24 protein-coding genes are annotated in these 22,296 nt (G+C 49.4%); 12 read left to right on the top strand and 12 right to left on the bottom strand.

Annotation, left to right across the window (positions count from 1 at the left end):
• Positions 1–49 precede the first annotated feature (49 nt).
• Together ABWO75_RS05790 and lysA are read left to right on the top strand one after the other, a co-directional pair.
• Entirely contained in the window at positions 50–1,363 is a 1,314-nt protein-coding gene (locus ABWO75_RS05790; protein WP_353183493.1) for an aspartate kinase, read from the top strand.
• A gap of 22 nt (positions 1,364–1,385) precedes the next feature.
• Entirely contained in the window at positions 1,386–2,558 is a 1,173-nt protein-coding gene (lysA, locus tag ABWO75_RS05785) for a diaminopimelate decarboxylase (protein WP_353183491.1), read from the top strand.
• Between the two features lie 21 nt (positions 2,559–2,579).
• On the opposite strand, the gene rnhA is transcribed toward lysA, so the two are convergent.
• Entirely contained in the window at positions 2,580–3,047 is a 468-nt protein-coding gene (rnhA, locus tag ABWO75_RS05780; protein WP_257656582.1) for a ribonuclease HI, read from the bottom strand.
• Positions 3,048–3,148: 101 nt separating this feature from the next.
• On the opposite strand from rnhA, the gene ABWO75_RS05775 reads away from it, so the two are divergent.
• Positions 3,149–3,832, top strand: coding sequence for an SIR2 family NAD-dependent protein deacylase (locus ABWO75_RS05775; protein ID WP_353183489.1), 684 nt, complete (start codon positions 3,149–3,151; stop codon positions 3,830–3,832).
• Between the two features lie 21 nt (positions 3,833–3,853).
• On the opposite strand, the gene ABWO75_RS05770 is transcribed toward ABWO75_RS05775, so the two are convergent.
• From ABWO75_RS05770 to ABWO75_RS05725, 10 genes are all read right to left on the bottom strand, one after another.
• Positions 3,854–4,102 (bottom strand): hypothetical protein, encoded by a 249-nt coding sequence (locus tag ABWO75_RS05770; RefSeq protein WP_353183487.1) that lies wholly within the window; start codon positions 4,100–4,102, stop codon positions 3,854–3,856.
• 17 nt (positions 4,103–4,119) lie between these two features.
• Complete coding sequence (gdhA, locus tag ABWO75_RS05765) at positions 4,120–5,451, bottom strand: NADP-specific glutamate dehydrogenase (protein WP_353183485.1); 1,332 nt, start codon at positions 5,449–5,451, stop codon at positions 4,120–4,122.
• Positions 5,452–6,164: 713 nt separating this feature from the next.
• Complete coding sequence (locus ABWO75_RS05760; RefSeq protein ID WP_353183483.1) at positions 6,165–7,415, bottom strand: sulfate adenylyltransferase subunit 1; 1,251 nt, start codon at positions 7,413–7,415, stop codon at positions 6,165–6,167.
• A 54-nt stretch (positions 7,416–7,469) separates the two neighbouring features.
• Positions 7,470–8,360 (bottom strand): sulfate adenylyltransferase subunit CysD, encoded by an 891-nt coding sequence (gene cysD, locus ABWO75_RS05755; RefSeq protein WP_353183481.1) that lies wholly within the window; start codon positions 8,358–8,360, stop codon positions 7,470–7,472.
• 48 nt (positions 8,361–8,408) lie between these two features.
• Positions 8,409–9,110, bottom strand: coding sequence for a phosphoadenylyl-sulfate reductase (locus ABWO75_RS05750; RefSeq protein WP_353183479.1), 702 nt, complete (start codon positions 9,108–9,110; stop codon positions 8,409–8,411).
• Entirely contained in the window at positions 9,107–9,709 is a 603-nt protein-coding gene (locus tag ABWO75_RS05745) for a precorrin-2 dehydrogenase/sirohydrochlorin ferrochelatase family protein (protein WP_353183477.1), read from the bottom strand. Before ABWO75_RS05745 ends, ABWO75_RS05750 begins: the two co-directional genes overlap by 4 nt.
• Positions 9,706–10,464 (bottom strand): uroporphyrinogen-III C-methyltransferase, encoded by a 759-nt coding sequence (cobA, locus tag ABWO75_RS05740; RefSeq protein WP_353183475.1) that lies wholly within the window; start codon positions 10,462–10,464, stop codon positions 9,706–9,708. The genes ABWO75_RS05745 and cobA overlap by 4 nt, the downstream gene beginning before the upstream one ends.
• Positions 10,465–10,510: 46 nt before the next feature.
• Positions 10,511–12,619: a ferredoxin-like domain-containing protein gene (locus ABWO75_RS05735; protein WP_353183473.1), complete on the bottom strand. Its 2,109-nt coding sequence runs from the start codon at positions 12,617–12,619 to the stop codon at positions 10,511–10,513.
• A gap of 265 nt (positions 12,620–12,884) precedes the next feature.
• Positions 12,885–14,279, bottom strand: a complete 1,395-nt coding sequence (locus ABWO75_RS05730) for an alpha-L-fucosidase (protein WP_353183471.1) — start codon at positions 14,277–14,279, stop codon at positions 12,885–12,887.
• A 61-nt stretch (positions 14,280–14,340) separates the two neighbouring features.
• Positions 14,341–14,703, bottom strand: coding sequence for a DUF6970 domain-containing protein (locus tag ABWO75_RS05725; RefSeq protein WP_353183469.1), 363 nt, complete (start codon positions 14,701–14,703; stop codon positions 14,341–14,343).
• A 271-nt stretch (positions 14,704–14,974) separates the two neighbouring features.
• On the opposite strand from ABWO75_RS05725, the gene ABWO75_RS05720 reads away from it, so the two are divergent.
• On the top strand, positions 14,975–15,199 hold the full coding sequence (locus tag ABWO75_RS05720; RefSeq protein WP_353183467.1) for a hypothetical protein: 225 nt from the start codon (positions 14,975–14,977) through the stop codon (positions 15,197–15,199).
• A gap of 23 nt (positions 15,200–15,222) precedes the next feature.
• Entirely contained in the window at positions 15,223–15,543 is a 321-nt protein-coding gene (locus ABWO75_RS05715; protein ID WP_353183465.1) for a hypothetical protein, read from the top strand.
• A gap of 47 nt (positions 15,544–15,590) precedes the next feature.
• Here ABWO75_RS05715 and ABWO75_RS05710 read toward each other — a convergent pair whose 3' ends face one another.
• A complete protein-coding gene (locus ABWO75_RS05710; protein ID WP_353183463.1) occupies positions 15,591–16,691 on the bottom strand; it encodes an SGNH/GDSL hydrolase family protein in 1,101 nt (366 codons plus the stop codon).
• A 147-nt stretch (positions 16,692–16,838) separates the two neighbouring features.
• On the opposite strand from ABWO75_RS05710, the gene ABWO75_RS05705 reads away from it, so the two are divergent.
• The 7 genes from ABWO75_RS05705 to ABWO75_RS05675 all read left to right on the top strand — a co-directional run.
• The gene (locus ABWO75_RS05705) at positions 16,839–17,819 is read left to right on the top strand and encodes a GlxA family transcriptional regulator (protein ID WP_353183461.1); all 981 of its coding nucleotides are present in this window, start codon (positions 16,839–16,841) and stop codon (positions 17,817–17,819) included.
• A gap of 38 nt (positions 17,820–17,857) precedes the next feature.
• A complete protein-coding gene (locus ABWO75_RS05700; RefSeq protein ID WP_353183459.1) occupies positions 17,858–18,373 on the top strand; it encodes a hypothetical protein in 516 nt (171 codons plus the stop codon).
• Positions 18,374–18,493: 120 nt separating this feature from the next.
• Positions 18,494–19,036: an OmpA family protein gene (locus tag ABWO75_RS05695; protein WP_353183457.1), complete on the top strand. Its 543-nt coding sequence runs from the start codon at positions 18,494–18,496 to the stop codon at positions 19,034–19,036.
• A 53-nt stretch (positions 19,037–19,089) separates the two neighbouring features.
• Positions 19,090–20,268 (top strand): AIR synthase related protein, encoded by a 1,179-nt coding sequence (locus ABWO75_RS05690; RefSeq protein WP_353183455.1) that lies wholly within the window; start codon positions 19,090–19,092, stop codon positions 20,266–20,268.
• A gap of 15 nt (positions 20,269–20,283) precedes the next feature.
• Positions 20,284–20,724 carry an ATP-dependent zinc protease family protein gene (locus tag ABWO75_RS05685; RefSeq protein ID WP_353183453.1) on the top strand — a complete coding sequence of 147 codons (441 nt, stop codon included), beginning with the start codon at positions 20,284–20,286 and terminating at the stop codon, positions 20,722–20,724.
• Positions 20,721–21,647: a 30S ribosomal protein S6--L-glutamate ligase gene (gene rimK, locus ABWO75_RS05680; protein ID WP_353183451.1), complete on the top strand. Its 927-nt coding sequence runs from the start codon at positions 20,721–20,723 to the stop codon at positions 21,645–21,647. The genes ABWO75_RS05685 and rimK overlap by 4 nt, the downstream gene beginning before the upstream one ends.
• Before the next feature lie 42 nt (positions 21,648–21,689).
• The coding region (locus tag ABWO75_RS05675) for a prolipoprotein diacylglyceryl transferase (RefSeq protein WP_353183449.1) at positions 21,690–22,296 on the top strand (607 nt) is incomplete at its 3' end.

The following is a 22,296-nucleotide window of genomic DNA, read 5'->3' as shown; positions in this document are numbered from 1 at the left end:
CAGCCTGATGACTGTCCGCTTGTAGCTGGATGCTGCAAATTATAGTGAAATGAAAGTTATCAAGTTTGGGGGGACTTCCGTAGGAAGTGCAGCCCGGATAAAAGGCCTGTTAGACATTATCGATCCAAATGCGCGCAAGATTGTCGTGCTCTCCGCCGTGGCCGGTACAACGAATGCGTTGGTTGAAATCGCAGCTGCTTATACCAATGGCGATAAGGCCAAAGCCGAGCAGGATATTGAAGCACTCCGGGCGCATTACAATACGTTGATTGCCGAGCTTTTCAGTACCGAAGAAGGACGGTATAACGGGAACGAACTGATCAACTATCATTTCGACCTGATTGCGTCGTTTTCCAACCAGCTGTTTACGCCCATTGAAGAAAAGATTATCCTGGCACAGGGCGAATTGATTTCCACCTCGCTGTTCCATTTTTACCTGACGGAAATCGGCGTCCGGTCCAAGTTGTTGCCTGCGCTCGATTTTATGAAAATTGACGAAGACAACGAACCTAAAATTGATTTTATCCGGGAAAATATAAATGAATTACTACTTCAGTCAAGTGACCATAACTTCTTTATAACCCAAGGATATATATGCAGAAACTCTTTTGGTGAGATTGACAATTTGCGAAGGGGTGGGAGCGATTATACCGCCTCGCTGATCGGCGCAGCTATCGGTGCGGAAGAGATCCAGATATGGACGGACATCGACGGCATGCACAATAATGACCCGCGTATTGTCAAAGATACAAAACCAATAGCGAGCCTGAGTTTCGACGAGGCGGCGGAATTGGCCTATTTTGGTGCTAAAATCCTGCACCCGCAAAGCGTATTTCCGGCCCAGCGCTACAACGTTCCCGTCCGCATTCTGAATACCATGGCTCCCCAGGCTTCCGGCACGCTGATCAGCAGGGAAGGAGCTGCCAAGGGAATTGTCCGGTCCGTAGCTGCAAAAGACGGCATCGTGGCCATCCGCATTCAGTCATCGCGCATGCTGCTGGCGTATGGATTCTTACGGCGGGTTTTTGAAGTATTTGAGCGTTACAAAACACCGATAGACATGATTACGACGTCGGAGGTCGCCATATCACTGACGATCGACGATACCCGGTACCTGGCCGATATCGAAAAAGAACTCAAGGATTTCGGCACGGTAGCGATCGACCTGAATCAGACCATTGTCTGCGTAGTCGGTGATTTCGGACCGAATACACATGGATATGCATCCCGGGTGTTGGACGCAGTGAAACACATCCCGGTACGGATGATTTCTTACGGCGGCAGCAATTATAACATTTCACTGCTGCTGCAGACCGAACATAAGGTAGAAGCCTTACGATCGTTGCACAACAGGCTTTTTTAGGCAAAATAAGTGATCAGCCATTATGTTTAACCCTACACTCAGCGAACTATTTTCCCGGCAGGAGACTCCGTTCTATTATTACGATATGGACCTGTTGAACCGCACGCTGGCAGCCGCAAAAACGGCGGCAGCGGACCGGGGATTTCATATCCATTATGCATTAAAAGCCAATTTTAATCAACGGGTGCTGACTGCCATCCACGGCGCGGGCTTTGGCGCCGACTGTGTCAGCGGCAATGAAGTTAAAAAAGCCATTGAAATCGGTTTTGACCCGGCGAAAGTCGTTTTTGCCGGTGTCGGCAAATCAGATAAGGAGATCAGCTATGCGCTGGACCGTGATATCTTTGCGTTTAACGTAGAGTCTGTCCAGGAATTGTCCGTTATCGACGGACTTGCGGCAGCTGCCGGTAAAACGGCGCGGGTAGCGCTCCGCATCAATCCGAATGTGGATGCACATACCCATCAGTACATTACCACCGGACTGGACGAAAATAAATTTGGCATTCCCCAATGGGAACTTGGCGACGCCATTGAAATCCTGCGGCAATGCAGCCATGTGGAGTTAATCGGTATCCACTTTCATATCGGCTCGCAGATTACCGACCTGAATGTATTTAAGAGCCTCTGCGTAAAAGTCAATGAGCTGAACGGCTGGTTCGACGAACGGGGTTACCGCTTGCAGGTGCTGAATGTGGGCGGAGGGCTCGGTGTCGATTACCACCATCCGGACACCAATAATATACCCGACTTTGAGGCGTATTTCGGGATCTTCGCTGATTTTCTGGAACGCAGGGCAGGGCAGGAGGTACACTTTGAACTGGGCAGGGCGCTGGTATCGCAATGCAGCAGCCTCATCAGCCGGGTGCTGTATGTGAAAAACGGGATTAAGAAGAATTTTCTCATCCTTGATGCCGGAATGACCGAGCTGATGCGCCCGGCATTATACCAGGCGTATCATCAGATCGAACGGGTTGGCGCCGGTTTTGCCGGAACCGATGCATCCGAATTGCATTACGATGTCGTTGGACCGATCTGTGAAAGTACGGACTGCTTTGGCAAGGAAGTGTTGCTGCCTGTTTCAAAACGGGGCGACCTCATTGCGATCCGCACGGTGGGCGCATATGGCGAGGTGATGGCTTCACGCTATAACCTCCGCGACGAAATACGCTATGTTTACAGCGATGCGTTAGCCTAATTGCCGTTCCGTTGTCTTCCGTTACAGCAACTGGCTTTCCGTCGTTTCAAAAACCGAATCAATTTTCCAGTTGGCACTGTCCTTTGCGGCCTGAACGGCCAGCTGGTCGCAGCGTTCGTTCTCGGGATGTCCTGCATGTCCCTTGACCCAGACAAACCGCACCCGATGCTGCCGGTACACCGTTAGAAACCGAAGCCAAAGGTCCTTATTCTTTTTTCCGGCAAAGCCTTTCTGCACCCAACCGAACACCCAACGTTTCTCAACGGCATCCACAATATACTTGGAGTCAGAATAAACCACTACTTCCTGACCCGTTTTCTTTAATGCTTCGAGCCCCTTGATAACGGCCAGTAATTCCATCCGGTTATTGGTTGTTTTCCGGAATCCCTCGCTCAGTTCCTTATAATGCGGACCTGATCGTAATATTGTCCCATATCCTCCCGGACCCGGATTTCCGCTGGACGCGCCGTCAGTATACAATTCGATCATGGTGAGCAAAGGTAACTCATTCTCCTAAATTTCAGGCGCACTTGTTTGAATTCCGCATATTCGTTGTATTTTGGTGCTGGCATCATCAGCATCACAGACAAATGAAACACGTTGTTGTATTTACGGGCGCCGGAATTTCCGCCGAAAGCGGTTTAAAAACGTTCCGGGGCAGTGACGGACTTTGGGAAGGGTACCGCGTGGAGGACGTGGCCACACCGGAGGCGTGGGCCAGCGACCCGCAACGCGTGCAGCATTTCTACAATATCCGAAGAAAGGCGGTATTGGAAGCTCAGCCAAATGCGGCGCATACCGCACTTGTACAAGTGGAACGGCGATATAAGGTGACCGTAATCACCCAGAATATTGATGACCTGCACGAACGCGCGGGCTCGGGCCAGGTCGTGCACCTCCACGGCCTGATTACGCGTTCGCAGTCCAGCATCGATCCGCGCCTCACTTATCCGGTCGAAGGAAGTGAAATCCGCATGGGCGACTATTGTGAACGGGGGAGCCAACTCAGGCCGCACGTTGTTTGGTTCGGTGAGCCGGTACCGGCAATGGAAAGAGCGATACGGCTCTGCCGGAATGCGGATATTTTCATTGTGATCGGCACATCGCTCCAGGTATATCCTGCTGCCGGGTTGCTACATGAAATCCCCATGGAAACGGGAATGTATTTCATTGACCCGGAGGCCTCACGATTGGCTAAGGGCAGGATCGTGTGTATGAATGAAAGGGCTACGGTGGGGGTTCCGCAGCTGGTTGGTCAGCTGCTGGCAGATTGACGCAAACCACTTGGTTTGCAATTAGCCTTCGTTGCGTTTATACGTATCTAAAAAAGATGCCCGCATCTCACTGAAACGCAAGGCAACTGATTGTGTAAACGACTCATCCAATAATTGAAATACGCCGTTTACACCATCAGTTATATCCATTTCTGCGACCTTATAGACCTGTTCCAATGTTCCCTGTTCGAATTTAATGATGAATTTTCGGTTCATCGAAAAGATCGTAATCTTGAATTCGGGGTGGGGGAGTTCGGCTACGGTCCGCATAATATTATGTATATCATTTATACTACGCCCTGGGCTCTCATCGCATCGGCCACCTTAACAAAGCCGCCGATGTTGGCACCTTTCAGGTAATTGATGACCCCATTGGAATCTTTACCGTAATGCACACAGGTATCGTGGATATCATGCATGATTTTCTTCAGCCGCGCATCCACTTTGTCAGTCGACCATTGCTGGCCAATCCGGTTCTGCGACATTTCCAATCCCGATACAGCAACGCCTCCGGCATTAGCTGCCTTGCCAGGTGCATATAATATTTTTGCCTTTAATATGACCTTGATGGCTTCTGCCGTTGAAGGCATATTAGCTCCTTCAGCAATACACATACAGCCATTGGCAATCAGCGTTTTGGCATCCTGTTCATCCAGTTCGTTCTGCGTAGCACAAGGAAGTGCAATATCGCATTTGAAGCCCCAGGGCTTTTTACCTTCGTGGTATTCTGCCGGATAACGCTTGGTATATTCAGCAAGGTTTCTATTTAAGCTATTAACGTAATCCAATTTCTCCACGGTAAAGCCGTTTTCATCGTATATGGTACCGTTGCTATTGGAAATGGTAATTACTTTTGCTCCCAGGGAAAGCGCCTTAATAGCAGCGTAATAAGCGACGTTACCGGCGCCCGAGATCGTGATCACTTTTCCTTTCAGTGAGTTCTGGTTTTCATAGAACATGCGCTCCACAAAATATAGCAATCCGTAGCCGGTTGCCTCTGGCCGGATATAACTGCCGCCCCATGCAGGCCCCTTGCCGGTAAGTACCCCGGTAAAGTTATTCTGAAGCCGTTTATATTGACCAAACAGGTAACCGATTTCCCGTTCACCTACACCAATATCCCCAGCCGGCACATCCGTTTCCGAACCGATATGCCGGAACAATTCGGTCATAAAGCTTTGGCAGAACCGCATAATTTCGTTATCCGACTTGCCTTTCGGATCAAAGTCCGATCCGCCCTTACCGCCGCCCAGCGGAAGTCCGGTAAGGCTGTTCTTAAAGATTTGTTCAAAAGCAAGAAATTTCAAAATGCTCAGGTTCACGGTAGGTGAAAAACGCAGACCGCCTTTATAGGGGCCGAGGGCGCTGTTCATCTGCACACGGTAACCGCGGTTAACCTGTACCCGGTTCTTATCGTCAAGCCAGGTAACGCGGAATGAAACCACACGTTCGGGTTCTGCAATACGTTCCAGTAATTTCTGGTCTATCAGTTCTTTTGCATGTTCTTCAATGTATGGAATAATGTCTTCTACAACTTCCTTAACTGCTTGGATAAATTCTGGTTGGTGGGGGTTACGTTGTTCGACGCCTGCCGTAAACGTTTTGAAATAACTTGACATGCTAATTGATTAATATAGATTTTTACGCCGGCAAATTTAAAAAAATTAAACAGAAATCCACCTTTTGCAACAACAATAATAACAACGGCAAAGATTTATTATTAAAATTAAAAATATTGGTCGTTTATGACCGGGGAATAGCCGGTGCAGTCAGCCAATGTGTCCCAAATTCCGGTTCCGGGATCGGATCGGCTCATTTTGCAGGTGGCTTCGGGACTTCTTCGACATTGCTTCGGTAATGCTTCGGAAATCCTTCGGTGTTTTTCGGTACGCAATGCATTGCATACCGAGCAGCCCCGAAGCGGACTCGAAGACCAGTCGAAGCCAACTCGAACAACACTCGAAGAAGCCTCGAACAAGTCTCGAAGCGGTGTCGAAGAAGTCCCGAAGCCGACCCGAATAGCCATCGAAGCCCGTTCGACTAAATAATGTCACTCGTAGCACGTTTTACCATGCAGATTCCAGGGAGATCAGTACATTTTACCATCAATATATTATTCATATAATTTACGTTATGTTAAATAGATATTTGAGATATCACCCTATCGCGCGCAAGTCCAATTCAGCACACAACTCGGCTCAATAGCGGCGATAGTCCGCTACAACATTTTCTTTATTACGGTTTGTCAATAAAAAATGCCGGAAAATCATTTTCCCGGCATTGTCCAAACCGAACCGTATAAGTTACCTGTCCGGTGTATTTATTTTGCGTATTAAGCAGTTGCTTTAGCAATCATTAATGCAGCTACGGTTAAATTATTCCGGCTATCGATCAATATGGCGCCACCATTACTCTTGTTGCGCGCGTACTCATCAAAGGCCAGCGGATCGGCCGATTTAAATTGGATTTTCCCGATATCATTTAATCCAAACTGCCCGTCAGTTGTCTTTTCCAGTGTATTTACATCCACTTTATAAAGAATGTCCTGTAATTTTATCCTGGTTGTTTTTCCGTGATGCTGAATCAGATATACTTGACTGATATCCAGTGGTTTTGTATCCATCCAGCAAATATCCGCTTCAAATTCCTGTGAAACAGCCGGCTGTTCATCCTGCTTAACCAGCATGTCTCCCCTGCTGATGTCAAGGTCGTCAGCGAGGTGGATGACAACCGAGCTTCCGTCTTCCGCGGTGCTCAGCGACTCACCGGCCAATTCGATCTGCGTAATCCGGCTGTTGAACCCGGAAGGAAGGACAGCTACCTGATCACCCACGTTAAAACTGCCACCTACCACACGTCCGGCATACCCCCGGTAATCGGGCAGCGCTGCCGTTTGCGGGCGGATAACCCATTGCACCGGAAAACGAGCCTGTTGCTCAACGTTTGGCTGGTGGGTATCTACGGTTTCCAGGAAGTTCAGCAAGTAAGTCCCTTCATACCAGGGCATATTGGCGGACGGACCGGCAATGTTATCACCCTTTAACGCGCTTACGGGTATAAAATCCACCTGATTGATGCGAAGGTTTTCCGTCAGCTGTTCGTAGTCGGATTTGATCTTGGCAAAAACCGCCTCGTCGTAATCGACCATGTCCATCTTATTGACACATACCAGCACATTGGGAATCGCCAGCAGGGAAACAATAAAGGAATGCCGGCGTGTCTGTTCAATCACGCCTTTGCGTGCATCAATGAGAATAATGGCCAGATCGGCATTGGAAGCTCCGGTGACCATGTTCCGGGTGTATTGAATGTGACCCGGCGTGTCGGCGATGATAAACTTGCGTTTATCTGTTTGAAAGTATTTATACGCCACGTCGATGGTAATGCCCTGCTCCCGCTCGGCTTTCAGGCCGTCTGTAAGGATAGCCAGATCAATTGTGCCGTCGTTATTTTTGCGGTTAGCCCGCTGGATCGCTTCCAGCTGGTCATCCAGAATCGAATCTGTATCGTATAATAACCGGCCAATCAACGTGCTCTTACCGTCGTCAACACTTCCAGCCGTTATAAATTTAAGTAAATCCATTTTTTCAGGTAATGAAATTAATAGGTATTAACCCTGCCGGGTGTTTTCTTGCTGTTAAAAATATCCGCCTTTTTTACGGTCCTCCATGGCGGCTTCGGAAACCTTATCGTCCATTCTCGCGCCGCGTTCACTGATCTTCGACTGTTGTATCTCTTCGATAATATCATCGATTTCGAAAGCTTCCGAAAGTACCGCCGCCGTACAGGTCATATCGCCTACCGTGCGGAACCGCACTTTGCGGTATTCCACAATGTCCTCGTGATCCATATTCAAAAATTCGGCCGCAGCCATCAGCTGGCCGTTGCGCGTAATCACGTTGCGTTCGTGTGAGAAATAGATGGATGGCAATTTGATGTTCTCCCTGCGGATATAGTTCCATACATCGAGCTCCGTCCAGTTGCTGATTGGAAAAACCCGGACGTTCTCCCCTTTATGGATACGGCCATTGTACACATTCCAGAGTTCGGGCCGCTGGCGCTTCGGATCCCACTGGCCGAACTCGTCCCGTACCGAGAATATCCGTTCTTTGGCCCGCGCCTTTTCTTCGTCGCGACGGGCGCCGCCGATACAGGCGTCGAATTTATGTTCGGCGATGGTATCCAGCAGCGTAACCGTCTGCAGCATATTGCGGCTTGCGTTCTTGCCTTTTTGCTCAATCACTTTTCCGGCATCGATGCTGTCCTGTACATAGCCGATAATCAGCTTTTCGCCCAGCCGGCCAATCAATTCATCGCGAAATGCAATGGTTTCCGGAAAATTGTGCCCGGTATCGATGTGCACCAGTGGAAAAGGGAATTTGCCGGGCCGGAATGCTTTTTCGGCCAGGTGCACCAATGTAATGGAATCTTTCCCCCCCGAGAACAGCAGTGCGGGATTCTCAAACTGACCCGCCACTTCGCGCAGGATATGTATCGCCTCCGCCTCTAATTGATCCAAATAATCCATATATAGCTTTTCTTTCTATTTGCCTTTCTTTTACAATGCGGTGCTTGCTTAGGTTGCGTGCAATCCGCATTCCTTCTTACTCTGGTCTTCCCACCACCACCGGCCGGCACGGAAGTCCTCCCCTTCCTGCACCGCCCGTGTACAGGGGGCACACCCGATGCTCGGGAAGCCTTTATCGTGCAGCGGGTTGTAGGGAATGTTATTGGCCTTTACAAAGCGTTTCACCTCGTCCAGTGTCCAATGGTATATGGGGTGGAATTTAACCAGCCCGTTTGTGCCGTCCCACTCCACATCCGCCATTCCCTGGCGGTTATCGGATTGATCGGCCCGTATACCGGTTATCCAGCAGGCAGCGCCTGCAAGTGCGCGCTGAAGCGGCTCTATTTTACGTATGCGGCAGCACTCCTTCCGGTTTTCCACCGAATCATAAAAACTGGAGGGTCCCTTTTGTGTGATCAGCTGCTGCACGGCATGGGTATCCGGAAAATACGCTTCGATCTCCTTTTGATACCGTTCCAGCGTACGGTTCCAGGTGTAATACGTCTCCTGGAACAACCTGCCCGTTTCCAATGTAAATACCCGGATAGGCAGGTTATTTTCAAAGATCAGGTGTGTAATCAACTGGTCTTCCAGGCCAAAGCTCGTCGAAAAAACAAGTTCTCCCGGAAAACGTGCGGCCAGCTGGGCCAGGGCCTCTTCCGGCTGCCGGTCTTTGATCAACCCGGTCACTTCATTTACCAATGTATTCATTTCCTCTCCTTTGAATCGACCAACATCGCGGTATGCGCGTTTAGTTGCCTCACCTTATCGGCAAAATTACCTTTCAATTGATCGCGCAGCCTGCCCATGTAATCGAGCGTTTCGTCAATTTCATGCGGCAGTGCTTCATTAAGTAATTCCTTTATCCTTTTGGCAATGGTAGGTGATTTGCCATTGGTGGATATTCCTATTTTTAAATTCCCTTTCTTAACGACGGACCCCAGGTAAAAATCACACAGTTCCGGCTTATCCGCTACATTAATCAAAATGTGGCGCCTGCGCGCCTCCTCGCGGATGTGGTTATTCAGCGGTGCGTTGTTCGATGCAACCACAGCGACATCCACCCCGTTCAGGTCCGTATCTTCAAATGCCCGCTCATCCAGCTGTATGCCGGGGTATGCAGCAGCAAAACTACGTACTTCCGCGCTGATTTCACGCGCAACCAAGGTAATTTTTGTATGGGGGCTATTGCCGAGCAATGCCGTCAGCTTTTCCAATGCAACGGACCCACCACCAACCAGCAGCACCTGCAGGTTATTCAACTGCAGAAATACAGGGAACAATTCATTGCCGGTGCTCCGTTGGTTCATACTGCGATATTCTTATGTTTCCAGGCGCCGAAGCTTTCGTGCTTGGCGACCACCTCGCCGATAACGATCACCGCCGGGGCTCCGATCCCCTGTACTCCCGCCCGTTCGACAATCGTATCTATTGTTCCAAGTGCTATTTTCTCGTCGGGCAGGGAACCGTTCTGAATGACGGCAATCGGCAATTTATGCCGGCCTTCGGCTTCATATACCCGCACAATTTCCGCTAATTTATTCAGTCCCATCAAGATAACAACCGTTGCCGACGTTTTGGCTGCCGCATAAATATCATCGGAGATGACGCCGGCCGTAGTTGCACCGGTGATTACCCAGAAGCTTTCGCTTACGCCACGGTATGTCAGCGGAATCCCCTGCAGTCCGGCGAGCGCGATCGAACTGGAAATGCCCGGCACCACACTCGTTGCAATGTGATGACTGGCCGCATATTCAAGCTCTTCCCCTCCCCTTCCGAATACGAAAGGGTCACCGCCCTTAAGCCGCACCACGTGTCCGTGGGAGCGCGCATAGGAAACCATCAATTCATTGATTTCCTGTTGGCTGTAAGCGTGTTTATTCGCCCGTTTGCCCACAAATACGCGGAGGGCATCTTCCGGAGCATAACCAAGCAGTTCTTCGTTGACCAATGCATCGTAAAGCACGACATTGGCCTTTGCCAGTGCTTTCAGCCCCTTAAGGCTGATTAGATCGGTATCCCCCGGTCCGGCCCCCACCAACGTTATTTTGGGATGTGCGTTCATTCGCTTCGTCTGTTATCGCAATTCAATACGTGAAATTGCGGTGATATTAACCATTTACAGCTGTTGCAACTGCCTTTTTCGCCGCGATTGTCTGATAAAAATCAATGGCATCAGCCAGGTACTGGCGTGCAAATGCCTCCGTCGGCTCATTTTTATTGATTTCAAGCAGTTGCTCCTCAAAGCTATTGGGTAATGTAATTTCGCCCGATTTCACGAACTGGGTGTCAAAATCGCGGATAATCGCAATTTGGGTACTGCTGTGGATTCCCTTATCGAGCAGCAATGCCTTTGCTGCGCTGACATACATGCTGTACGCATGGTAGATAGCATCCGCATACGCGCCTGTGCGGAAACTTTCGTTTGCCCAGTCCAGTTTTTCCTCTGCTTCGAAGAGCAGTACCGATACCAGGTCGATCACGACACCGGCACATTCCCCGACACCAATGGCTTGCTGGTAGGTCTCCTGGTGTCCCCAGTCAACAAACTCCTCTTCCGTCAGGTTGGTGAGGTCAGCCAGTGGTTTCAGCATGCGATAAAAATAATCTTTTGTCTGCCGGTCGAAATACACATGGAAGCGTTCTTCCGGAGCGGAGTTTGCCAGGTAGTCATCCAGCAGCAGCCGTACGGCATTTACCACCCGTTTCGATGGCACTTTAATCACCCGCTCGGCCACCCGTCCATCGCCATCGCCCAGTACCCCACCGCCCAGCATAATCTGTGCGGCCGGAACAACCCGGCCAGCCGCTTTCAGTGAGCTGCCGTGTATACCGATATGCGCGATGCCATGCTGCCCGCATGAGTTCATGCAGCCACTTATTTTGATCTTAAGGTCGCGGTCGTAAACAAGGTCTTCATACTCTTCATATATCAGCGATTCCAGCACCCTGGCCATCTCCGTACTGTTGGAGATACCCAGGTTACAGGTATCCGTACCCGGACACGTCGTTACATCCGCAACGCTGTCAAAACCGGGTTTTGCAAACCCGATCCGGCTTAGTACGTTATATATCCGGGGAAGAGATTCCTTCCTCGCAAATTTCAGCAGCAGTCCCTGATTCTGTGTTACCCGGACTTCATCGGCCACATGACCACGGATACCGGCGAGCAGTTCACGTGCTTTTTCGGTCGGCATGTCTCCGGTCGGCACCTTGATATAGACGGCATAAAACCCGGTTTGCTTTTGTTCCCACACATTGGTTTTTTCCCAGATCTCATATGCGCGGCGATCGGTTACTTCTTCAACTTCACCAGGAACGGATTCCGGTGGAGCCGGCAATGGAACGGCGTCCCGGTCGATTGCAAATGTTTTCACTTTAATTGCGGTCCACTCTTCCGCGATCAGGCGCTTCACTTCGTCCAGTCCCAGTTTTTGGATCAGGTATTTAAACCGGGCCTTATTCCGGTTGTTCCGTTCGCCATACCGGTCGAACGTACGCAGTACGCTTTCAGAATACGGGATAAGCTGATCTTCGGGCAAAAATTCATGCACCACATGCCCGGCCATGGGCTGTGCACCCAATCCGCCGCCGAGCACAACCCGGAAGCCGCGTTCTTCAATACCATCCACTGTCCGTACCCGGGGAATAAAGCCCAGGTCCTGTCCGAAAGCAAATGCCGTATCGCGCGAACTGGATGAAAATCCGAATTTAAATTTCCGTCCGAGCTCCTGGCAAATGGGATTACGCAGGAAATAAGCAAACGTGGCATGCGCGTAAGGCGATACGTCGAACGGCTCTTCGGGGTCTATTCCCGCCTGTGGTGATGCCGTTACGTTACGGACCGTATTGCCACAGGCTTCCCGTATGGTCACGTCATCTTCGGCCAGTTTCGCCCAGAGCTCCGGGGTGCGGTCCAGGCTCACAAAGTGGATCTGAATATCCTGCCTGGTTGTAAAATGGAGATTGCGGATGGCATACTCGTCGGATATGTCCGATATACGCAGTAATTGTTTGAAAGTAGCCTTTCCGAAGGGCAATTTTATCCGTACCATCTGAACCCCTGGTTGCCGTTGCCCATATATTCCGCGTGCCAGGCGCAGGCTTTTGAATTTATCTTCGGAGATCGTACCCGCCCGATAAGCCCGGATTTTGCGTTCAAGCTCAATAATTTCTTTCTCAACTACCGGATTTTCGAGTTCCGTTCTAAAACTTTGCATAGTTGTCGTTTAGCTTATCAAATAAATCACCGATTTAACGGCAAATATTACATGGTAAATGAAAAACCTCCCCTAATTTTAGCGGAGGCGTCATCTTGTTATCCACACTTATGTATAACGCTTGCCCCTCACTTTACAGCGTTAGTACACGGCATCAGGTTATGCATAAATTGTTTCATGGGACAAATATACGTAATGCATATAGAAATAGTAGTATAAATTGTCAAAAAACAGTCGTTTTAATTTGTCGCCCTTCATTGGGCTTTTATTTCAATATAAGTTCGATGACCGGGATTTCCACATCCGGCTTGATGACAGGCAGCTCAACAATGAGGTCGTTTTCACCGGCCGTTACTGTTGTGTGTCCACCTGCCGGAGCCGCTGTTCGCGATGTGTACTGTACTTCTGAACCGTCATGCAGAAATTGGGCATAAGCCACCTTTCCCTTATAATTAGGCAGGTACAGTGTTTTGAATGGCCATTGCAACAGGTGCACATAGAGCCGTTTGGTTTCGGGATTATAGGTGAGCAGGCAGTTATCGGGCTGTTCAAATGCAGGCGGGGCTGCTGTGCAACCGTATATTGACCGGTTATTGTATTTCATCCATTTGCCTATCGCAGCGAGCCGTTCTTTAGCCCGTTCGTCAAAATTACCCCGGGCTGTGGGCCCGACATTGAGCAATAAGTTTCCCCCCTTACTTACCACCTCAATCAGCATGGCGATCAGCTGGTTGTTACTTTTCCAGGTATGTTCATCCCGATGGTAACCCCACGAACCGGAGAATGTCTGGCACGTTTCCCAGGGCACCCGTACTCCGTCGCGCTCCGGCCAGGCGCTGGGCATAAATTGTTCCGGTGTCACGTAGTCCCAACCCCAGGGTTTATCATTCAGGTCGAGCCGGTCATTGATAATAATACCGGGTTGCAGGCGTCTCGCCAGTTCCAGCAACCCTTCGCTATCCCAGTCTTCGTGACCCTTGCCATCTTCCCCCGGGTAGGAAAAGTCGAAAAAAAGCTGATCGATTTTCCCGTATTCGGTAAGCAGTTCGGTCAGCTGATTTTTCAGGAACTGCCGGAAATTATCCATATTCCGCCGGGCATTCGCTGCCCGGGCTTCTTTGTTATTACGCAGCGGATGCACGCGGTCTATTGTAAAATCAGGGTGGTGCCAGTCAATCATGGAAAAGTAGAACCCGACTTTAAGTCCCTCCGCACGAAAGGCCTCAACAAAGGGCTTAAGCAAGTCGCGGTCCGCAGGCGTATTGGTTGCTTTGTAATCGCTGTATTTTGTATCCCAGAGACTGAACCCTTCGTGGTGCCTGGTGGTCAACACGACATACTTCATTCCTGCGGCTTTGGCCTGCGCAGCCCATTCCTTCGGGTCATACAAGTCCGGATCAAATCGCTCAAAATAGCGGTCGCGATACACTTCAGTGGATAGTTGTTCGTGATTTTGAACCCATTCATGTCGGGCCGGCACTGCATATAACCCCCAATGGATAAACATGCCGAACCGGTCGTGCCGCCACCAAGCCATCCGTTCTGTTTGGTGTTCCGGGGTTTCCTGTGCCCAGGCCGGTGCTGTCGCCTTCTGTGCGTCAGCCACTAGGGTTGCGGCCGTTAAATACAGTAAGCATACGATAAATGGTGCTTTCTTCATCGTGATTAAGGTTTATATGTTTGATTAGGCGTAGCCTCTATTCCGCCGTTGCAGAATGAGTTCATTTCCGGCTATCCTGCCAGATCAGTTTTTCGTTTTGCCGGCGCTCGAAAAAATCAACGCACCGGCCATCGCCCGCTCCGGTATAACCGCCATCCGGGCTGCAGATGAGATTACAGGCGCTATCCAGTAACTGACTGGGTAAATCACAGCAATACGCGGGAATGTAATACACCGTTTGTCCGTTGTATTGGTACTGCCAGACACTACCGGGCGGGTTTCTTACGTTTTCCGCCTGCATCTGCTCGATCACCTGTTTAATGCAGGGAGGCACTTCCTCCCGGGTTAGATTTTGACTGCTGCAGCCGGTCACGGATAACGCGATACCTACGGCCAGCGTTGTTATGTCGGTTAAGCCACTCATGTTTCATCCCGCTTAGTCTGTATAAAGGTAACATTTATATTGATGTATGAACACTAAAAAATGAACTAACTGAACGGGCGTGCCGGCTGGCCGAAGCCCGTCACTGCGAAACAGCCTGTCCGGATAAATCACGGGAAACCCTCCGAAGAAAACAAATGGAATCCGGCGTCCCGGCAATAGCGTCCGGAAAACAGAACAGTTGGCATCAACTGATTTAAAAATTTGGCATACAACACATTATAGGCAATACACACGTTAACGATTCCGGGGAATGGCGATTATCATTATCGTGGCAATACCTGCAGCGCATCGTGCAAATTTGCCGTTGTTTTGCCGGAAAGTGGAAACATTTACGAAACTTAGCTTACTGAAGTTATTAACAGTAAAGGTTTTGGCATTATTTGTGGTAATTATTTTTGATATTTTTGTTATCGCTGCGATTATTTTCCGTATGGCTACAGAACGAAAACATCGCGTACTGCTTAATGTATTTTAATTTTTTATATAGGGTTTTTCAGCATGTCTACAACTCTGAAACGGATTAAAGAATATATTGATTTCAAGGGTATCCGCATAAGTACATTTGAAAAGTCCATTGGCATTTCAAACGGTTCCTTCGGCGGGCAATTAAAGAAAAACAAGACAATAGGCGTTGATAAGTTAGAAAGCATTCTGCGGCTCTATCCTGACTTAAGTGCGGAATGGGTACTGACCGGAAACGGCACCATGCTCAAGGATACCGAGAGTTATGAACAGACCATCGAGTCATTGAGAAAGGTGATAAAAGCCCAGGAAAAAACGATTGCTGTATTGGAGCACTTTATTCCCGCGAAGCAATAAACTACCCCGTTAAAACACGTTTCATCTGCTACCGGGCAAACCGATGCTTATTTCAGTATCGTATTAATTATTTCCCGATAGGCGGTCGCATGCTGCATCATGCCGATATCGTTGGGGTGAACGCCGTCGACCGTCGACTCCGTGCCCATGCCGATGGCTTCGGTTGTTAATAGATAAAGTCTGTTTACGCCTTGACTGACCAGCTTTTGATAGGCCGAACGCATCAGTTCGCTCGTATGCCGGTAATTTGCACTCCTGGCGGTATCAATCACCTGCGACGACCCGCCTCCGCTGTGCTCGACGAGCAGAATCGGCGTATCCGGATGCTTTTCTTTTAGGTGCGTTACCGCATATTCAATCCGGTCGAGGATTTCAGGATCGGGAACCGACCCCGGGGTTAGATTTGGCATGCAATCCAGTACAAAAAGGTGGGCATCCACGGTTGCAATCAAATCAATTAACGGCTTCTCCAATCGTCCGTTCCCCGAAAAACCGAGATTTACCATTGGAAGGTCAAGTTGCCTTGCCAAAATAGATGTCCAGGCCAGTCCCGGTCGACTGGCACATGCACCTTGTGCTATGGATGTTCCATAGACGATAACCGGACGGTCAACCGTGGCCGGTACAAATTCAAAAGCCGCATCAGCGCTCACCCCTATTTCCATCCACGTCACGCTATTGTACAGCGGCAGGTACAGCCGCATTTTCTCCTCGTTGCCAATGGCCAGATTAGCAAAACGGTAAGTAATCGTATCGCCAAACTGATACGATCCCGCTGCCCAGTCCCAGCCGCCGTTTTTATGTTTTGCATACAGGTCTACCCCACTGACACCTGTAGCGGGCATATGCGGCATGTCCAGCGCTTCCGAAACCTGGTAACGTACGGTAATGGCACTAGCGTCAGTTGTAAACTCGATATACACGCCCGCATTCTGACGGGATAAATTCCATACCGGTGGCCTGACCAGCTGTTCCATATCATCCGGAAGCCGGTAATAACTCCTTTCCAGGGAGGCAATGGGTAATTGTCCCTGGATTGCGCGGGCATTTCCGTCCATTGGATTTCTCCATCGCATTTCCTGGGCGTGTAGCGGCAGGGTACCAAAGCAGGTAAAACACAATAATATAAGGCATGCAATCGTTCTCATAACATTAGGAATTAAGTGGTTATCGCTTCGCTAAAATAGTGTTTTCGCTGATAAAATCCCATTTTAGTATTTCATTTTCGACCAACGGGATGTAGCATATTTTAGTTAAGTTTGTAGTGATCAAAACAAATACCTTATAAACTACCCATGCAGCTATCGATTATTCTGACCACGAAATACCGGCTGTTGAGCATGGCTGCCATCGTGGACGTTTTTGAAACCGCCAACCGGTTTTTACGGGAAGAAGGCAAGTCCGATTTTTTTGAGATTACATTTGTGGGCATTGCACCGGATAACGTACTTCCTGATGCCATTAACCATATTCCATATGCCACATTTACTGCCGATCGCCAATATGACCTGATTTTCGTTCCCGCATTCGGGCCGGTAGACCTGGGAAATACGCTGGCTGAAAACGGCTGTTTCCTGCCCTGGCTACGGGCGCAGTATGAACGCGGTGCTACATTGGCCAGTATCTGCACCGGTGCTTTTCTGCTCGCCGCATCCGGACTGCTGAATGGCAAAAAGGCGACAACGCACGTAGATGCAGCCGACAAACTGGCTGCCTGTTTTCCGGAGGTCAATATCCAACAGGATGCCGTCGTTACGCAGGATACCAATATATATACCAGCGGCGGGGCCACCAGCGGCTTCCATTTAAAATTGGCGCTGCTCCAGAAATACTGCGGCAGAGCTCTTGCCGTCCGCATTGCGAAGGTGTTTTCCATTGATATGGATCGGGAGAACCAGGCGTATTTCAGCCATTTTGAGCCCACGGAAGCACATGACGATGAGCTGGTTATGCGGGTGCAGCACAAAATCAAACAGGAATTCCCCGAAATAAAAAGTATTGAAGAGGCCATTGCAGACATTCCAGCGAGCAGACGCAATTTTGTCCGCCGTTTTAAACAGGCCACAGGCCTGACCCCTATCCGGTATTTGCAAAAAACCAAAATAGAAGCGGCTAAGAAGCTATTGGAAAATACAGAAAAGGGCCTTTTTGAAATCATGTTGTGCGCGGGTTATAACGACATGAAAAATTTCCGGCAGTTATTCAAAGAAAACACCGGCATGACACCGAAAGCATATCGTGATAAATTTGCGATGCGATTTGAACCGATTATTTAATCAGTATGCAGTATCCTGCCCGGATAATATCAGTCCTAATGATCGCTGTGCTGGCCTGTTTCACCGCGTTTGCACAGCCCAAACCCGGCAAGGAACGGATCAGCATTGAATTACCTGCTGCGTACCGGTGGAAAAGCCAGAAAATCCCCAAAGACACCAAGGCTATCCGCGGTACATTATATACCGTGCGCACGGCAGCGGGGGAAACGGCGCCTATTGACTCCATCGTGATCACCACGATCGACAAGCGGTATTACCCCATGAAGGCCGAGGGCGCTCCGGAAGAAAAATGGGCATATGTAAAGTCGGCCTGCCCACAGGCCGTACTGGAAATTATCGACAGGAAGGTCGCCTCGGGCCGCACGGCAATTCTTTATCGCATCAGCTCGCCCGACGAAACGGACGGCATATGCGGGTCTTCTGTCTTGCTGGCTTATATCGTGGAAGGCCCTACCGCACTCCACACCATCGAACTTCGCATTCCCGCAGCACAATATAATCCTGAAACGGCTGCCATGTGGCGGGATATCCTGCTCGGCGCGGTAATCTCATAGCTAAAATTCCGAACGCTATTTTTAATGCGCTCGCGGAAAGCAAATTGGCACTATCATTGCGTTTACCTAACCAACTTTACAGGATTATTTTCTATGTTTACTGAAATAAAATCATTACCCATGAAAACCTTTACTATTTGGAAACTGGCCGCGGTGGCCGTCTTATTTGTTTTTTTACAACAGGCTTGTGCGCCGAAGAAAGTGGCGCTGCAGCCGGCAGCGGAAGTTGTCCAGGAAAAGCCGGAACCGGCACCCGTAGTTGAAGAGAAGCCCGCACCGGCACCGGCCCCTAAACCCGCTCCCGTGGAGGCACCTAATTTTAATTTCAGGAATATTCAATTTGAATACGATTCCCATGTGCTGAAAACGGAGTCGTATGCGGTACTGGATCAGATCTCAAGGGAGATGCAGAAAGATCCGGACGCCAAATTCTACGTAAACGGCCACGCATCCATTGAGGGTACCGCCGAATATAACATGTCTTTATCCGTAGACCGTGCGAACGCAGTTAAGCTCTATCTTGTAAACTCAGGCATCTCGGGAAACAACCTGATCACCGAGGGATTTGGGGCAACTCAGCCCGTAGCTTCCAACGATACAGAGGCAGGCCGGACATTGAATCGCCGCGTGGAAATTAAACTGGCAAGCGGATCAGGGCAATAACGTCTTAAATCCGTTTCCCTTGTCTGATACCGATTCGTTATCTTTGCCGCAAGATGTCAGACTTAAAATATAACCAACGGGGCGTATCTGCCGGTAAGGAGGACGTGCACAATGCCATTAAAAACATCGATAAAGGGTTGTTTCCCAAGGCATTCTGCAAAATTATCCCGGATATATTAGGTGGCCAGGATGATTGGTGTAACATCATGCACGCCGATGGTGCAGGCACCAAGTCTTCGCTGGCCTATGCCTATTGGAAAGAGACGGGCGATCTTTCGGTATGGCGGGGAATTGCTCAGGATGCAATTGTGATGAACCTGGACGATTTGTTGTGCGTGGGCGCAACAGATAATATCCTTCTTTCCTCCACTATCGGACGTAACAAAAACCTGATTCCGGGAGCGGTGATTGCCGAAATTATCAATGGAACGGAGGAAATCCTGGCTGAATTGCGTAAACTGGGCATCGGTATTTACTCAACCGGTGGGGAAACCGCCGATGTGGGTGATCTTGTGCGGACGGTTATCGTAGACAGTACGGTAACCTGCCGGATGAAACGCGAAGAGGTAATCTCAAATGATCGCATCAGGGCCGGCGATGTTATCGTCGGTTTCGCTTCCTATGGACAGGCGACCTACGAACAGGCTTACAACGGCGGTATGGGATCCAATGGGCTCACGTCGGCAAGACACGATGTTTTTCACAAAGCAATTGCTGCTAAATATCCGGAAAGCTATGACGCTGCTATTCCACAGGAATTGGTTTTTTCTGGAAGTAAGGGTTTAACTGACCCAATACACATTGGTGATAATCAGTATATAGATGCTGGAAAACTAGTCCTCTCTCCTACGCGCACTTACGCACCGGTTATTAAAACCATACTCGATGCGTACCGGAGTGAAATCCATGGCATGATACATTGCAGCGGCGGCGCGCAGACGAAAGTGCTGCATTTTATTGATCACCTTCATGTTATCAAAGATCATCTTTTTGATGTTCCGCCGCTTTTCCGGCTGATCCACGATGAATCAGGCACCGATTGGAAAGAAATGTACAAGGTGTTTAATATGGGCCATCGCATGGAGCTTTATGTACCTGAAGCACTGGCTACGCCGCTGATTGCTATCGCGGAGCACTATGGTATTGCTGCACAGGTCATCGGTCATGTGGAAGCCGCCGAGACCAAACAGGTGACGGTGCGCAGTGAATTTGGTGAATTCAGTTACTTTTAACGGATAACCGCCGCGATGATGCAAACAATTGGCTGGAAAGAACGGGTGGATTTACCCAGCCTGGGTATTTTTGGTGTCCCCGCAAAAATTGATACGGGCGCGCGCACATCGGTACTGCATTGCAGCCATATCCGGTTAATAAAGGAAGCGGGTGCCCCGTATGTCGAATTCCAGGCATTGGATGGGCGTTTCGGAGCAACCCTGAATACTTATGTAAAGCCTTTTCACAGTCGGCGCACATTCAGAAATTCATTCGGACAGGAAGAGGAACGATACATTATCCGAACGGATATCTCCTTATTTGGCCAGTTATATGAAATTGAGCTTTCGCTGCGCGACCGGTCGGATATGGAGTTCCCCCTCCTGTTAGGCCGGACCTTTATCCGGAAACGTTTTTTAGTGGACGTATCCAAGGCTAACTTATCCAAAACACGCATTATTCCAGATACACCGTGAAAATTGCCGTATTATCCACGTTAAAAAACCTGTATTCCACCCGCCGGCTGGTTGAAGCCGCTCATGCCCGGGGGCATGAATGCGTGGTGATCGACCATAGCAAATGTTATGTCGGCATTAAGCAGGGCTTACCAAGTATTCATTATAACGGCCAGGACATCTCGGATATCGACGCGATTATCCCCAGGATCGGTGCTTCGGTGACGTTCTATGGATCGGCAATTGTCCGCCAGTTTGAAGTAATGGGGGTTATTTCTGCAAACCCCAGCCAGGCCATTACCCGTTCGCGTGACAAGCTGCGCTGCATGCAAATTCTGTCGGGGGCCGGAATCGGCATGCCCATTACCGGTTTTGCCCGTAGTACACGCGATGTGGACGACCTGATAAAAATGGTGGGCGGACCGCCCCTGGTTATCAAATTGCTGGAGGGCACGCAGGGTATCGGTGTGGTGTTAGCAGAAACCAAAAAGGCAGCTTCTTCGGTAATTGAAGCATTTTACGGACTCGGCAATAATATTTTGATCCAGGAATACATCAAGGAGTCCAAGGGTACGGACATCCGTGCGTTTGTGGTAGATGGCAAAGTTGTGGGTGCCATGAAGCGAACTGCAAAGGAAGGTGAATTCCGCTCTAACCTGCACCGTGGCGGATCCGCGGAGATAATCAAACTCAACAAAGCCGAGCGGGAAACTGCAATACGGGCAGCAAAAGAGCTTGGTCTGACGGTCTGCGGCGTGGACATGCTGCCTTCGGACAGGGGCCCGCTTGTGCTGGAGGTTAATTCCTCACCGGGGCTCGAGGGCATAGAGAAAGCAACGAAAAAGGACATTGCAGCGGAAATTATCAGTTTCCTCGAAAAACAGTATACGGCCATTACGCAGACAAAGAAGGAACGGAAAAGCAAGGGAGGACAAAAATTATAAAAGATACATTATATTTACCGGCCTGAACACAAAATAATCGTCATGAGCAGCATTTTCAACGTAATTCATTGGAATATCGATCCCGAAATATTCAATATCGGAACTTTCGGATTACGGTATTACACCTTGTGCTTTTTACTGGCCTTTATCAGCAGTTACCTGTTGATGCTGCACATTTTCAAGCGGGAAAACAAGTCGCAGGAACTACTTGACCAGCTGAGCATCTATATTTTTCTCGGCACCCTGCTGGGCGCCCGGCTGGGCCATTGCCTGTTCTATGAATTTGACTATTATAAAGACCACCCGCTGGAAATGATCCTGCCATACACCTATGTCAACGGACAGTTCACGTTAACGGGATTCCGGGGCTTGGCAAGTCATGGCGGGGCCATTGGTATTCTGGTAGGCATTTTTCTGTTCTGCCGCAAGACAAAAGTCAACTTTCTCTGGATTACCGATCGGCTGGTCATCGTTGTTGCCCTGGCCGGTGCTTTTGTCCGGATTGGCAATTTTTTTAATTCCGAGATTATCGGTTTACCTTCAAACCTGCCTTGGGCTGTTGTTTTCGAACAAGTAGACCAAGTTCCCCGTCATCCGGCACAGCTATATGAGGCCATTTGCTACGTGCTTATCTTTTTGCTGCTTTGGA

It is taken from the genome of Parapedobacter lycopersici (assembly GCF_040395035.1).
Taxonomy (GTDB): Bacteria; Bacteroidota; Bacteroidia; order Sphingobacteriales; family Sphingobacteriaceae; genus Parapedobacter; species Parapedobacter lycopersici_A.
This window is presented reverse-complemented; position numbering and strand designations above follow the sequence as displayed.

Bases quoted from the DNA above. Each gene is read 5' to 3' on its own strand.
- ABWO75_RS05750 (WP_353183479.1), bottom strand. From the start codon at position 9,110: ATGAATACATTGGTAAATGAAGTGACCGGGTTGATCAAAGACCGGCAG.
- lysA (WP_353183491.1), top strand. From the start codon at position 1,386: ATGTTTAACCCTACACTCAGCGAACTATTTTCCCGGCAGGAGACTCCG.
- ABWO75_RS05775 (WP_353183489.1), top strand. From the start codon at position 3,149: ATGAAACACGTTGTTGTATTTACGGGCGCCGGAATTTCCGCCGAAAGC.
- ABWO75_RS05790 (WP_353183493.1), top strand. From the start codon at position 50: ATGAAAGTTATCAAGTTTGGGGGGACTTCCGTAGGAAGTGCAGCCCGG.
- ABWO75_RS05735 (WP_353183473.1), bottom strand. From the start codon at position 12,619: ATGCAAAGTTTTAGAACGGAACTCGAAAATCCGGTAGTTGAGAAAGAA.
- ABWO75_RS05685 (WP_353183453.1), top strand. From the start codon at position 20,284: ATGATGCAAACAATTGGCTGGAAAGAACGGGTGGATTTACCCAGCCTG.
- cysD (WP_353183481.1), bottom strand. From the start codon at position 8,360: ATGGATTATTTGGATCAATTAGAGGCGGAGGCGATACATATCCTGCGC.
- gdhA (WP_353183485.1), bottom strand. From the start codon at position 5,451: ATGTCAAGTTATTTCAAAACGTTTACGGCAGGCGTCGAACAACGTAAC.
- ABWO75_RS05745 (WP_353183477.1), bottom strand. From the start codon at position 9,709: ATGAACCAACGGAGCACCGGCAATGAATTGTTCCCTGTATTTCTGCAG.
- ABWO75_RS05700 (WP_353183459.1), top strand. From the start codon at position 17,858: ATGATCGCTGTGCTGGCCTGTTTCACCGCGTTTGCACAGCCCAAACCC.
- ABWO75_RS05705 (WP_353183461.1), top strand. From the start codon at position 16,839: ATGCAGCTATCGATTATTCTGACCACGAAATACCGGCTGTTGAGCATG.
- ABWO75_RS05725 (WP_353183469.1), bottom strand. From the start codon at position 14,703: ATGAGTGGCTTAACCGACATAACAACGCTGGCCGTAGGTATCGCGTTA.
- ABWO75_RS05690 (WP_353183455.1), top strand. From the start codon at position 19,090: ATGTCAGACTTAAAATATAACCAACGGGGCGTATCTGCCGGTAAGGAG.
- ABWO75_RS05715 (WP_353183465.1), top strand. From the start codon at position 15,223: ATGTCTACAACTCTGAAACGGATTAAAGAATATATTGATTTCAAGGGT.
- ABWO75_RS05770 (WP_353183487.1), bottom strand. From the start codon at position 4,102: ATGCGGACCGTAGCCGAACTCCCCCACCCCGAATTCAAGATTACGATC.
- ABWO75_RS05730 (WP_353183471.1), bottom strand. From the start codon at position 14,279: ATGAAGAAAGCACCATTTATCGTATGCTTACTGTATTTAACGGCCGCA.
- ABWO75_RS05720 (WP_353183467.1), top strand. From the start codon at position 14,975: ATGGCGATTATCATTATCGTGGCAATACCTGCAGCGCATCGTGCAAAT.
- ABWO75_RS05760 (WP_353183483.1), bottom strand. From the start codon at position 7,415: ATGGATTTACTTAAATTTATAACGGCTGGAAGTGTTGACGACGGTAAG.
- cobA (WP_353183475.1), bottom strand. From the start codon at position 10,464: ATGAACGCACATCCCAAAATAACGTTGGTGGGGGCCGGACCGGGGGAT.
- ABWO75_RS05710 (WP_353183463.1), bottom strand. From the start codon at position 16,691: ATGAGAACGATTGCATGCCTTATATTATTGTGTTTTACCTGCTTTGGT.
- ABWO75_RS05695 (WP_353183457.1), top strand. From the start codon at position 18,494: ATGAAAACCTTTACTATTTGGAAACTGGCCGCGGTGGCCGTCTTATTT.
- rnhA (WP_257656582.1), bottom strand. From the start codon at position 3,047: ATGATCGAATTGTATACTGACGGCGCGTCCAGCGGAAATCCGGGTCCG.